Here is a 13,405-nt window from a genome sequence, read left to right on the forward strand (position 1 = left end):
ATCCGCAAGGGTGGGTTGGCTGAATGCTTACGGTACTATGATGTCTGGGTCAAATCTCCGAACAGCAGTGATCGGATACCTTCTTTTCATATTGCAGGTCCTTCTACTCTGCTTGCGGGTTGGATGCCTCCGAAATTTCTTCCTAGATAAAATAGACCATGTTTTATTTTGCATGGCGACCAATCGCTTGATTTCTGGTTTATGGAGATTGATGTTGTGTTGCCGGACCAGTCGCCTTGCAGCAAACTGCACACCATGAGTATGCTTTTGTCCGCTGCGGACAGAAAGATCGAGCAGTGCGAGATAAATGGAGCTTGCTCCAAATTTCCAGACGCGCCTTAACATATTCAGATTTCTACGGATATGGTGAATGGCCCATGGTATGCTTTTCCGACCCAGTCGTGCTTCGGCCCAGGCCGCGAACGCGTCCGTCAATGTCTTGGCTATGATGAGTGAATAACTGTTTTGTTGCCGTACTTTCTGTGCGGTATGCCAGGCAGCCTCTGGACTGTCTGTCCAATAGCCCATGGCGATATCCACCGTCCACAGAACGGTTTGCATGTTCCCATATTTTGCTTCTGGTAATGTATGTCGCACCTGTGCCAATCGTGCCCATCCCTCTGCATGGCGATTCTGCAGAGCATCTATGATGGACAAATAGGCCAGTGCATGTTCTTGATAGAGGTCTCCGATGGCGAGGAACAGAGGTTCTGCCCAAGCTTCGTGCCATCTGACCGCCGCCTCTTGCAGGTGTACTTTTGACTGTTCTAGATGCCCAAGCCATAAGTAATTCCACCCCTGTACATAATGCCCAATACCTGCCACCAGTTGCGGATCCACCTCTGGATCAAACCGGGTATTGGCCAGGTTTCTAGCCTGATGCAGACCGGCCAGCGCCCCATTTGCCGCATTTTCGGCGATCCATCGACCATACTGGGCAGCGAGTAAATGCCATCCCTGGTGATTTTGGCATAGGCAGATGTTTTCCAGATCATCCAACGCTTGTGCCATTTCGGTGGAGTGCCCGCGCTGCAAGCGTAAAATAAGAAAATAAGCGGTTTGTGCCCTCAGTAGATCCGGGTCTTGTGGTTGATCATGCAATAAGATACTTGCACGGCCATAATGAAGCAGGGCAACATCGTAAAGACTGAAACGTAAAGCTTGCCATCCCGCCAAGAGGTGATGTCGGGCGGCGACGTGGGGTTCTCCCCCTTTTTCAAAATGTTCTGCAAGGACGTCATGGTTATAAGGTTCATGATTTTCCAGCCATTGCGCGACCTTTTTGTGAAGCCATTTGCGTCGATCGCTGGGAATGCTGTCGTAAACCACTTTTTTGAGCAGATCATGGCGATAGGACCAGCCGTGGCTTGTCGCGACCCACAAGCCCTGGTCCACCAGACGTGCCGCAGAGTGGTCAAGTACATCGAACGTCTTATCGGGAAGAAGCGCCTGCAGAATGCGCAAGCTCACCTCGATGCCAAGCACTGCCGACATTTGCATCATGTCTTGGGCAAAATCTGCCTGCGCAATAGTGAATTCCAGAATGCTCTGGATGTCATTGGGTAAATCGGAAGATAGGCCTCTAAAAATTGTCTGACGGGCCAGGCTATCTAGATAGAGAGGAACACCGCATCCTTGACGAATGATGGATTCTTCGGTGGGAATATCGACCGTCCAGTGTAGATGGTTGCGCAAATAGTGGCGTGATGTGGTCGAATCCCACGGTGCAAGCACCAGTTTCGTTTCGTGGATGGCTATCTTTTGTAAACCGGGTATGGGGCGCCTAGTGCTGACTAGCATAAGCACGGTGTATTCATGCAGATACGCTAGATAAGTTTGTAGCCATTCCAATGTGGCGGAGTCTGCCCAATGGATATCCTCAAGAATCAAAGTGCGATCCATTGGGAAAAGGCGACTTGTCAATACCAGTATGACGCTATCGAAAAGCAGCCTTTTGTAGTCCCGCAGTATCCCCATTTTAGCGTGCTCATCTTCCAAACCTAGCCAGACGCACCAGACTGTATACACTAAGTCGTCTTCCTCACCGATATCCTGTAGGAGTTTCTGAAGCGTTGCACGAGCATTTTCAGAAGGTAAAGTGGATAAATTTAATGCATCTCGGATAACCTCAGCGATGGGGTGAAGCATGCTATGCTGATACATTGGCAGGCAGACGTAGCGTACCACCCGCATACTCTGGGACAAACGTTCGGTCATTTCCTGCAGAAGCCGGGTTTTGCCGATTCCGGCTTGTCCTTCGATCCAAAGGATTCGGCCCTGCCGTTCCGTTAAGACGGTCTGCGCTAAATGGTGAATGAGCCGACACTCAGCATCACGGCCCATAAAACTAGAACTTCCAGATTTCGGGAGTTGTGGTTGTTGCGTGGTGCCCAGCCAAAAAAGTGGGGTTTCTCTGCCGGATACATGAACAGGAAGTAGTGCTTGTGTATCCACTTTCAAAGTGGAGGAATGGGCCAGCACTTCACGAGCGTCACCGGTCAGGATGAGCCCCGTGTTCTGGGTGTTTGCCAAAGCAGCAGCGCGTACCAAACGCAAGGGTAAATCTGTCAGTGCGTGATCAGGGGCTACTAGAACGCGGCAGCAGTGCATACCGATTCGAAGAATGTGTCCAGGTTTGGCAAGGCGACGTAATTCAAAAGCCGCACGCAAGGCGTGACGCGGGCTGTCTTCCAGTGCGTTCTCCAAACCAAAGCGTAACTCTATGATGCCATCGGGGGCACGATGCGCGACCCCGCCACACGCATAGCCTACCTGGCGTGCCAGACTCCAGCATTGTTGCAGGTGCGTCTCCAGAAGATCATCACTGATCTGTTCCATGTCCACATCAATGCGGATAGCCAGTATAGTAATGAACCGATAGCGGGCAATCTTAGAAGAGACTGTCACGGACTCAGGTGCAAACGTGTATGGGGCCGTTAGCTGTAAATATTCATGGAAAGCCTGCACATTTTTGCCCGCCTTTATTCCCAAGTGGGTGATCCGTCGATTCTGGTAAGCTGCAAAAATGTGTCCGGCCTCATTGCTGCGCCCATGACGGGAGAGTAATTGCATGGCCACCAGATGGGGGTTGTCGGACAACGGCTGCTTGTGCATCCATATTTCGGCCCAGTACAGCGACTGTTCAGCATCACTCAGTGTTTCGGCTCGGCGAATTAGATACTCGTAAAAATGGGCGAGCTGATTGTCGACCGCCTGGCGTCGATCTTGTACCCACCCGTCCCAGGCGCTGCGGTTATCGTCGGTCTCTCCGTCGAGAAATGGACCCCGGTATAGATCCAACCGGGAGGTATTCTGCGCAACAGCTTCCATGCTGAAGCCCATAAAGTCGGCATAGTCACTGCTGATCGGGAAGTCCAGATTTCGGGCCACATACTCTCTGGTTGCTACCAGCGGCGCACCATAGCGAGCCCCTATCTCTGACAGGCGAAACAAAGCCTGCCGTAATAATGTTCGGGCGTTTTCCACTGTGCGATACGGATAGAACAACTCTGCCAGATACTGTCGGGTATGATGGCCTTCCTCCAGGCATAGATAGACCAACAGGCGTCGCGGTATACGGTGAGGTAAGGGCAAAGGTCTCCCGGCAAAGGAGAGTTCCAATTTACCCAAAAGGGAGAGATGCAGTGTGGGCGTTCTGCGTTGTGCCATGGCTATTGCATTCTTTTGTTGGTTTTAACTTGCTGAATAATAGATAAAAATAAGAAAACGGTCAAATAGCGAAAAGGTGTGCAATAATACCGGAAAGATGCGACTTGACTATCAAAGTGGGTATTCGTAATTTGTTGTGTGTGGACTTAAAGCGCCTTGGTATGATGATGTCGCCATCCTTATGGCCGCTAAAGATCGAGCGACCTCAGTGGGAGACAGTGGGTATCGTCTTCGTATATCGACGGCATTATGCACAAGCATATTGACGAAAACGGCCATAAAACGGACGAGGAGGGTGGCCCGAATCACGTGTGCGGCCAGAAAACGCCCTTGACGGCATTGGAACGACTATGGTGGGGCATTGAGCACCGCGGGGATGACTGGCCTGACCTCATGCAATTGGCCGAAACGGCTGGCCTGAGCCTGTTTGGATTGAATCGTGTTTTTCGGAAAAATACCGGCCTGGCACCACTGGCCTATGCCCGTGCCAAACGCCTCAATGGCGCGGCCATCTTGCTTTGTCGCACCCACAAAACGATTCTGGATATTGCACTCACGTCCGGCTACCAAAGCCAGCAGGCCTTCACCCGCGCCTTTTCCCGCGAATACGACCTGTCGCCTGCCCAGTTTCGCGTCAAATTCCGTGAGGATATCTACCACGCGCCCCCTATTCCCGACCTCGTGCGCGCAGTGCAGGTCATGAACCTGCCCGCCCAACATCTTCTGGGCCGGCGCTATCTGGGCAACTATGCTGATGTCCCCGCGCATTGGCTGGATTTTTCTTGGCACCTGCGCATGGCGGATATAGACCCGGCCGGCCTCACCTACATGGGCCTTCTCCACGACGACCCTTATCTTACCCCACCCGGTCATATTCGTTATGACTGCGCCTTCCTGCTGCCGGAGCACCGGTCCATCACGCCACGCTCCCTCACCTGTGTGCCGATCACCCTGACCGGCGGACGCTATGCCGCACTGGACCAGCACGGCCCCTATATCGAGCGTATCGCTCAGACTATAGCCACCTTGGTCACACAATGGCTGCCTGCCACCTCCCACCAGCTTGCCCTGGTGCCCGCCTTCGAGCGTTTCCACCACGCTCCTTGGGCCATCCCGTCAGATGCCTGGGCGCTAACTGCGCACGTCGGATTGATCTGAGCACCCCTTGTGTATGTGGATACCTTGTCGATCCCGTTCCAGCGTTCATCATTCGATTTATTCCATGAATAGAAGTTAATGAGCGCAATAGCGGTAAAACTTCGGCGGCTATTGCCTGTTATCATAACTTGCACACAAACAATTGCCTCCAGAGGTTTTTCATGAATAGCAGCAAATCTATCGTCTTGACGATCATCGGTAGCGGTGGCTCGGTGGTCTATTATGCCGTTGTCCGCACCAGTAATCGCTAAGGGCCCACGATGAACTGCGTCTATTGACTGAATTGGAATGTCACACCCTTGGTACTGCACAAGTCGCCCCTGAACAGGCGACGAGAGGCTGTAACGGCAGTTGCCGTGCCGTGGGTCGCAGTCAGCAGTAGAGGTAATGGGTGCTGATGTTGGCAGAGATGCTGGCGTTGTCGGTAGCACCTATGTCGACGGCTTGGGCTGTCACTATACACAGTTACTGCTACCATCATGGTGAGATCCTGGCTCACTGGGTCAGGACGGCACATCTACTGGAGGCGGCGCGGGCGGACCTGGCGGTGAAGATGGAAACAATACCGCTATCACAATGGGAAGTGCTGGCAACGGGATAGCGCCAAATAGCACTAACCTTGGGTATGATTTGAGTAGCAATGGGCTTGGCGGTACGGCTATTCAGGGTGGTGGGGGCGGTGAAGACAACGGATATGAATTGAGTACCGGCATCATTGCTGGTGGACCAAGTGGAAACGGCGGGAATGGTTATGGCAGCGCAATCTACCATTATTACAAACAAACAACGGTACCATTATCGGTGGTAATGGTGGTCAGGATTCCCTGCTGACAGGTAATGGCGGGGTTGGTATTGTAAGCTACTGGTAATGTAGTTGTGAACAACAGCGTGACTGTTATGGGCGGCAAGACCGATAGAGATGCTGGCTCCAAGGCGGCCGCTATCGGTTTCTTCGGTGGAAGCAATATCCTGGAAATAGAAGGAACAGATCTCATTCTAAAAGGAAATCCGGATTTGCCGGTATATTTAAGCTCTCAAGAAGTATGGCATCATTTCATCTATAAGGTTGTAATATAAAATGATTTTACGAAACGCAAAGAAACGAGCAGGTATGCTAGTATATCACCAGATTGCGGTACATAGAGAGTTTTTTGTGATGTGCAGTCAGAGTGAGGTGACCATTCACAAATGATTTGTAATCCCCTCATCCGGCGGGTCGCCAGACTGCCGTGATTGGGTTCCGAGCGATTCTAGGCACCGAGAAATCTGTTCGCTTGGCCTTTATGGGGGAGCAGCGAAGGTTAAATTTATGAAGCTTTGCGCAAAATATATTAGATATTGTCTTCAGTATGATCGTATAGAATTTAAAGTAAAGGCAAAGCCCAGCTCTGTTGGCGAGATTCCCGAGGTTTGGCGATCCCGTGAGTGTGGATTTTGACGTGCTGAATGGCTTATTAAGAGATCGATAGGAAAAAATTCACAATATTGCGAGTGTTTAGAGAGTGATTTGGTAATCGTACTACATGTTGTGCAGGATAGCTATGTATGCTTGTTTAAATTTGCCATTTAATGGCGAAAACTTAGGATAATATTGACGAACTAATTCAGATAATACTAGGCCTAATTCTGTGGAAAGATGCGGCATTAACAGTAAGGAGATGTCATGGCGAAGCAAAGCAGTCAAAAGTTCATTGCACGCAATCGTGCACCGAGGGTACAGATTGAGTATGACGTTGAGGTGTATGGAGCCCAGAAGAAGGTACAGGTGCCTTTTGTTATGGGGGTCATGTCTGACCTTTCAGGGTCTAACAACGCAGAGCTTCCCGGAGTAGAGGATCGCAAGGCTTTAGAGATTGATGTTGATAACTTTGATGGTCGTCTTCACTCCATGAAGCCCCGTGTCACCTTTGCCGTACCAAACACCCTTACTGGCGAAGGTAGTCTTAGTGTGGATATCACTTTTGAAAGTATGGATGACTTTTCACCGGCCGCGGTGGCTCGCAAAGTGGAGTCGGTCGGCAAGCTGCTGGAGGCCCGCCAACAACTGGCTAACCTGAGCACCTATATGGACGGTAAGGCTGGCGCCGAACAATTGATTGCGCAGGCAATGAATGATCCTGCCCTTCTGCAATCACTGGTGTCGGCAGCAAAACCCAAAGATTCTGATCCGGACGGAGAGTAATCGCTATGGCAACCGAGGAATTAGCTGGACAAAGTGCGGCCACAGAAACGCAAGAATCTGATGATTTTGCATCGCTCTTAAGTAAGGAGTTCAAGCCTAAGAGCGAGCGAGCCAAAGAAGAGGTGGCGTCGGCGGTACGCACACTGGCCGAACAAGTGCTTGGCAAGTCTGATATGGTCTCTGATGATGTCACACAAACGATCAACGCATATATAGCGGAGCTAGACCGCAAGATCAGTGAACAACTCAATCTGATCATGCATCATGCAGAATTCCAGAAGCTTGAAAGTGCCTGGCGGGGGCTGCATTACCTGGTGAACAACACCGAGACCGACCAACAGCTGAAGATTCGCGTCATCAACATATCTAAAAAGGAGTTGAGCAAAACGTTAAAGCGTTATAAAGGAACCGCTTGGGATCAAAGCCCGATCTTTAAAAAGATGTACGAAGAAGAATACGGCCAACTGGGTGGCGAGCCGTACGGGTGTCTGGTTGGAGATTATTACTTTGACCATAGCCCCCAGGATGTCGAACTGCTGAGTGGCATTGCGCAAGTGGCGGCGGCGGCACATGCTCCCTTTCTGGCAGCAGCCAATTCCACGCTTATGGGAATGGACAGTTGGGGTGAATTATCGAACCCGCGCGATTTGGCAAAAATATTCTCTACGCCTGATTACGCAGCATGGCGTTCTTTGCGCGAATCCGAAGACGCGCGCTACATCGGCCTCGCAATGCCACGTACGCTGTCGCGTTTGCCTTATGGGGCGGCCACTGAGCCGGTCGAGGAGTTCGACTTCGAGGAGGACACGGATGGCGCCGATTCGGCCAAGTACTGCTGGCAAAATGCGGCGTATGCGATGGCGGTGAACATTAACCGATCATTTAAAGCATACGGTTGGTGTTCACGTATACGCGGCATCGAGTCCGGTGGCGTGGTAGAAGGGTTGCCGGTACATAGCTTTCCAACAGATGATGGTGGTGTGGATATGAAATGCCCCACAGAAATTGCCATTACCGATCGGCGTTCCGCTGAGCTGGATAAGATGGGGATGATGCCGCTGGTGCACCGCAAAAATTCAGATATGGCTGCATTCATCAGTGCCCAATCGCTGGCAAAGCCCGAGGAGTACGATGATCCTGATGCTACAGCAAATGCTGCGCTGAGTGCTCGGTTGCCCTACCTTTTTGCAGCAAGCCGTTTTGCACATTATTTAAAGTGTATTGTGCGGGATAAAATTGGCTCGTTCAGTAGCCGTCAACAGATGCAAACATGGCTGAGCAATTGGGTCTTGAATTATGTTGATGGCGATCCGGACAACTCGTCAGAAGAGACAAAAGCGCGCAAGCCATTGTCTGCGGCCGAAGTGGTGGTGGAAGAAGTGGAGGGCGCTCCTGGTTACTATACCTCGAAATTTTACCTCAAACCGCATTATCAGTTGGAAGGGCTCACTGTGTCGTTACGGCTGGTGTCCAGATTGCCATCTGAGAAGTCCTGATGGTGAGTTGTTAGTAGCTATAGAGCATCAGGCTTGTTAACTATGATGGACTTTGGTTGTTTTACTGGAGTGCTTGGTTGTTTAATCTTGTTCTGTCAACATGGAGGTTTTGATAAATGTCATTCGATATGCATCTGAAATTTACTGGTGGAAAGCTGAAAATTGAGGGTTCCTCTGCTCATTCCAAACATACAAATGAAATTCCAATTCTTGCTTGGTCGTGGTCAGCCAGTAATACGGGCGATCTTCACGGCGGTAATACCACGAGTGGTGGTAAAGCGAATATACAGGACATTACAATTACGAAATATCTAGATAGCAGCTCTAACGTATTGCTGAATGCTGTTTGTACGGGCGCGCGCATGGATAGTGCTGTTCTCTATGTGACGAACGCTGTTGGTGATCAGACTGATTTTCTCACGCTAACGTTGAGTGAAGGGGTGCTTATAACTTCTTGGAGTTCTGGCGGAAGCGGTGGTGAAGATAAGCTTACCGAGAATATTACTTTGCATTTTGGCAAGTTTGAGTTCGCATTCCAGCCGCAAACAGCCGAAGGCGCAGCGAAAGGTGGTCAGAAAACATTCGTCTATGATATGCAAACGGTCTTGGGACAAACCACGTAATCTTTTTTTAAAAGGGTCTCACCGCTCTAAACCATTGTACGAGAGATATTAATGAAACCAGAAGATCTTCTGAAAGAAGGTAAGCTGAATGAGGCGTTAAAAGCGTTAATGGACCAGGTGCGATCTAGTCCATCTGATGCGCTGTTACGTGTTTTCCTCTTTCAGTTGCTGGCCTTGATGGGACAATGGGAGCGTGCTCTAAACCAATTAAAGGTGAGCGGTGAGCTGGATAGGCTTAATGATCTGCTCGTGGGTGTCTATGTGCATGCATTGCATGGCGAGTTGCAACGTCATGTCGTGTTCTCTGGTTTACAGACTCCATTGGTGATTGGTGAACCAACCCAATGGATGGCATGGTTGTTTGAGGCATTAAAGACGCAGATTGGTGGCCGGTGTGAACAGGCTATGGCCTTACGTTTAGAGGCCTTTGACCAGGCAGAAGCGCTTAGTGGATCGATTGACGGCGTTCCATTTGATTGGATAGCCGATGGAGATACGCGCTTCGGACCGTGTTTGGAAATCATCCTTAACAAAGGATATTACTGGGTACCATTTTCTCGCATTCGCGAGATCAAATTTGAAACGCCTTCAGACCTGCGCGATAAGGTTTGGGCTGCTGTAGAAGTTACCTGGGATAATGGTGGACAGGTGATCGGGTTTATTCCCAGTCGTTATCCAGGATCAGAGTGTTCCGAAGACCATGAGATTGTCTTGGCCCGAAAAACTGAATGGCAAGACATAGGGAACGATTGTTTTGTGGGTTTTGGTCAACGGATGCTCGCAACCAATGCTGGAGATTATCCGCTTTTGGATATTCGTAGCATCACATTTAATCTGGACTGAAGGAGATTATATTCTGTGGCGGAACTGACAACTCAGGAACGTTTACAGCCTTCCTTATTGGATCGCTTGGCTGATGACGAAGTGGGTAAAACCAATGAGAGTCGCGAACGGAGAGTAATTTCCGCCATGAGATTACGCGATTGTGTTACGCGGGACATTTCATGGTTGCTCAATTGTGTACAGTTGAATGACGATGATGAGTTGCTGGACTACCCTGAAGTGCGGCGGTCGGTATTGAACTTTGGAATTCCAGATCTCACTGGACTGGTGATGTCCGGGGTGGACGCTGAGGTACTGGAACGTAAAATCCGAGCGTCCTTGATCGCGTTTGAGCCGAGACTCACGCCTGATGCCCTGCGGGTAGTCGTGAGTATTGATAATAAACGCATGGACAGACAAGGTCTGGTGTTTAATATAGACGCGGAAATGTGGGCGCAACCCATTCCCCTCAATTTATATCTTAAAACGGAAGTAGATCTGGAAACAGGCGCTTTTAAAGTGTTGGAGGGCGTGAGTTGACTGGCACGGATCCACGCCTGCTGCGCTACTATAATCGTGAACTTCAGCACGTTCGCGAAATGGGTGCGGAGTTTGCCCACGCTTATCCTAAAATCGCGGGTCGGCTTGGGATGGAGGGATTTGAATGTGCCGACCCCTACGTGGAGCGATTGCTCGAGGGCTTTGCTTTTTTGGCGGCGCGCGTTCAGCTCAAGCTGGATGCGCAGTATCCCGTATTCACCCAACATTTGCTGGAAATGATCTATCCGCACTACCTGGCACCAGTCCCATCCATGGCGGTTGTGCAAATGCAGGCAGACACCAGTGAAAGTGCCTTAGCCACTGGATATACGGTAGCGCGAAATACGGCGCTGCGTAGCCTGGTGTCGGTGGATGATCGTACAGCCTGTGAATATCGTACAGCCCATGATGTTTTACTGTGGCCACTGGAACTGTGTGAAGCGAAATATTTTGAATCACCCGCTGCATTGGCGGCTGCGGGGATCGTTATACCGGCAGGGCAACCCGCCCGGGCAGGTTTGAGGCTTCGTTTTGTGGTCACTGGCGGAATACAGACGCATATGTTGACGCTTGATAAACTGCCCATTTTTATCACGGGTGTTGACGAAGTATCCAGGCATCTATACGAACAGGTAATGGGTAATGCGCTGGGCTATGCCTTGACTGTGGGTGAGGCTGGGACAAGCAGCAGTATGTGGTTTGATGCAAAGGGGATTCATAGTCGTGGCTTTGATGACAGTGATGCGTTGCTACCCTATACAGACCGATCATTTAGTGGCTACCGTCTTCTGCAGGAGTATTTTGCCTGCCCTGAACGATTTCTGTTTGCCGAATTTACGGGTTTGAGAACACCGCTTACACGTTCCAAGAGTAATACTTTTGAAATGGCAGTGCTGTTCGATCGAAGTGTCTCGCGTTTACATAATGCGGTAGATGCAAATAACTTCAAGCTTTTCTGTACGCCGGCGATTAACCTGTTTCCGCGCCGCGCCGACCGTATTCATCTGCAGCAGGGCAAAACGGAATATCACATACTGGCTGATCGTACCCGGCCTATGGATTTTGAGGTGCATAGCATCAGTGGCGTCGAAGGCTTTGGGGATCGGCAGGAGCCGGAGCAACGTTTTCAGCCGTTTTACGGGGGTGATGAACATACCTGGCACAGTGGACAATTTGCGTACTATACGACGACTCGCAAACCTCGTCTCTTGTCTACCCGGCAGAAACAGCGCGGAGCCCGTTCGAGTTACGTGGGGAGCGAATTATTTATCGCCCTGGTGGATGGCAGAGATGCGCCTTACTCCACGAAATTACGTCAAATCGGCATGCAATTACTGTGTACGAATCGCGATTTGCCTTTGCAAATGCCATTAGGTAAATCCACTACAGATTTTGAGATGGATACCGGTGCACCGGTACGGTCTGTCCGGTGTGTGGCGGGACCAACAAAACCACGTGCACCGACCGCTACGGGCGAGACCGCCTGGCGTCTTATTAGCCATCTGCAATTGAACTACACCTCTTTGCTCAGCGACAGGCAAGAAGAGGGGGCGGCCGCGCTGCGGGAGATGCTGACCCTTTATTGTGATGAATTCGATACCAGCGCGCGGCGTCAGATAGAAGGAGTTAAATGGATACGCTCACAGCCAGTGGTCCGGCGGATCCCGACCAATGGCCCGATCACCTATGGGAGAGGATTGGAGATTACGCTGACTTGTGACGACGCTGCGTTTGAAGGGACGGGCGCATTTCTGCTTGGCTCGATTATGCAACATTTTTTTGCGCGTTATGTCTCGGTTAATTCTTTTACGGAGACGGTTTTATCCACATTAGAGCGGAATGAGGTGGCTCGATGGCCAGCACAGATCGGCAAGCGTCAAATTATGTAGCGCTGCTTTCCGCGCTGCAGCGCGCGCCGGAGAGTTTCGAGTTTTTCGAGGCCTTGCGGTGGCTGGAATGCGCGTATTCAGAGCTCCCGCGTTTTGGGCAATCCACCAAATCGTACGAGGATCCGGTACGTTTGTGCCAGATGCCATCGCTGGAATTCGCATCACGGGCCATAGACAGCTTCGAGCCTGCCAGTGCAGAGTCCGTGGCGCGTATGAATGTATTGTTCTTTGGGCTGTTCGGACCCCACGCACCTTTGCCGTTGCACCTGACTGAATATGCACTGGATCGACAACGCAATGCGAAAGACCCGACATTTATCGCCTTCGCCAACATTTTTCATCATCGGATGTTGAGCCTGTTATACCGCGCCTGGGCAGATGCCCAGCCGACTGTGCAGTTTGACCGCCCTGCTACAGACAAGTTTAGTTTGTATGTGGGTGCACTGGTGGGCTTGTCGACCCCGGGCTTGCAGGAGCGCGATGACTTGCCGGATCAATACAAGCGGTTTTTTGCGGGAAGATTGTTGGCCCAGGCGCGTAATGCGGATGGTCTACGCAGTATGGTGGAACATTTCTTTGGGGTTTCTGCGCGGATTATTGAGTTTGTGACGGAGTGGATGCGTTTGCCACCCACGGCACACCTACGACTGGGTGGGTCGCCAGAAGTGGCCTGCATGGGTCGAACCACGGTGATGGGTAGCGCTGTCTGGGGTGCGCAACAGCGCTTTCGGCTTAGGCTGGGCCCGTTGACCCATGCGCAATTTAGCAATTTTCTGCCGGGTGGTAAGGCATTACGTCAACTGGTGGCGATGGTGAAGACGTATGTAGGTGAAGAAAAAGCCTGGGATGTACAACTGGTGCTTAAAAAAGAAGATGTGCCCAGCACGCGGCTGGGGAAAGCCGGGCGTATGGGGCTAACCACCTGGATGGGCCCACGGCATCCATCACAAGACGCGGACCATGTCGTATTGAAGCCGGTAGGATGAGGATGAGGACTATGACTCTTGACGAAATTAGCGGCCAGCG

General features: G+C 51.0%; 11 protein-coding genes. 10 read left to right on the forward strand and 1 reads right to left on the reverse strand.

Annotated elements, in window-relative coordinates; genetic code table 11:
• Positions 1-27 precede the first annotated feature (27 nt).
• Positions 28-3,486, reverse strand: a complete 3,459-nt coding sequence (locus H2515_RS05150; protein WP_198661070.1) for an AAA family ATPase — start codon at positions 3,484-3,486, stop codon at positions 28-30.
• A 432-nt stretch (positions 3,487-3,918) separates the two neighbouring features.
• On the opposite strand from H2515_RS05150, the gene H2515_RS05155 reads away from it, so the two are divergent.
• The 10 genes from H2515_RS05155 (at position 3,919) to tssG (ending at position 13,365) form a co-directional block, all read left to right on the forward strand.
• Entirely contained in the window at positions 3,919-4,827 is a 909-nt protein-coding gene (locus tag H2515_RS05155; RefSeq protein ID WP_198661071.1) for an AraC family transcriptional regulator, read from the forward strand.
• A 397-nt stretch (positions 4,828-5,224) separates the two neighbouring features.
• Positions 5,225-5,428 carry a hypothetical protein gene (locus H2515_RS05160; RefSeq protein ID WP_198661072.1) on the forward strand — a complete coding sequence of 68 codons (204 nt, stop codon included), beginning with the start codon at positions 5,225-5,227 and terminating at the stop codon, positions 5,426-5,428.
• Between the two features lie 275 nt (positions 5,429-5,703).
• Positions 5,704-5,904 carry a hypothetical protein gene (locus tag H2515_RS05165; protein WP_198661073.1) on the forward strand — a complete coding sequence of 67 codons (201 nt, stop codon included), beginning with the start codon at positions 5,704-5,706 and terminating at the stop codon, positions 5,902-5,904.
• A gap of 586 nt (positions 5,905-6,490) precedes the next feature.
• Positions 6,491-7,009 carry a type VI secretion system contractile sheath small subunit gene (tssB, locus tag H2515_RS05170; protein ID WP_198661074.1) on the forward strand — a complete coding sequence of 173 codons (519 nt, stop codon included), beginning with the start codon at positions 6,491-6,493 and terminating at the stop codon, positions 7,007-7,009.
• A 5-nt stretch (positions 7,010-7,014) separates the two neighbouring features.
• Positions 7,015-8,505, forward strand: coding sequence for a type VI secretion system contractile sheath large subunit (tssC, locus tag H2515_RS05175; protein WP_198661075.1), 1,491 nt, complete (start codon positions 7,015-7,017; stop codon positions 8,503-8,505).
• A 116-nt stretch (positions 8,506-8,621) separates the two neighbouring features.
• Positions 8,622-9,128: an Hcp family type VI secretion system effector gene (locus H2515_RS05180; protein ID WP_198661076.1), complete on the forward strand. Its 507-nt coding sequence runs from the start codon at positions 8,622-8,624 to the stop codon at positions 9,126-9,128.
• A 51-nt stretch (positions 9,129-9,179) separates the two neighbouring features.
• Complete coding sequence (locus H2515_RS05185; RefSeq protein ID WP_198661077.1) at positions 9,180-9,971, forward strand: type VI secretion system accessory protein TagJ; 792 nt, start codon at positions 9,180-9,182, stop codon at positions 9,969-9,971.
• 15 nt (positions 9,972-9,986) lie between these two features.
• Complete coding sequence (tssE, locus tag H2515_RS05190) at positions 9,987-10,490, forward strand: type VI secretion system baseplate subunit TssE (RefSeq protein WP_198661078.1); 504 nt, start codon at positions 9,987-9,989, stop codon at positions 10,488-10,490.
• 59 nt (positions 10,491-10,549) lie between these two features.
• Positions 10,550-12,379, forward strand: coding sequence for a type VI secretion system baseplate subunit TssF (gene tssF, locus H2515_RS05195; protein ID WP_232821564.1), 1,830 nt, complete (start codon positions 10,550-10,552; stop codon positions 12,377-12,379).
• On the forward strand, positions 12,343-13,365 hold the full coding sequence (tssG, locus tag H2515_RS05200; protein WP_198661080.1) for a type VI secretion system baseplate subunit TssG: 1,023 nt from the start codon (positions 12,343-12,345) through the stop codon (positions 13,363-13,365). The genes tssF and tssG overlap by 37 nt, the downstream gene beginning before the upstream one ends.
• The last annotated feature ends 40 nt before the right edge of the window (positions 13,366-13,405 follow it).

This window comes from Acidithiobacillus ferrivorans (assembly GCF_016250455.1).
GTDB classification, from domain to species: Bacteria; Pseudomonadota; Gammaproteobacteria; order Acidithiobacillales; family Acidithiobacillaceae; genus Acidithiobacillus; species Acidithiobacillus ferrivorans.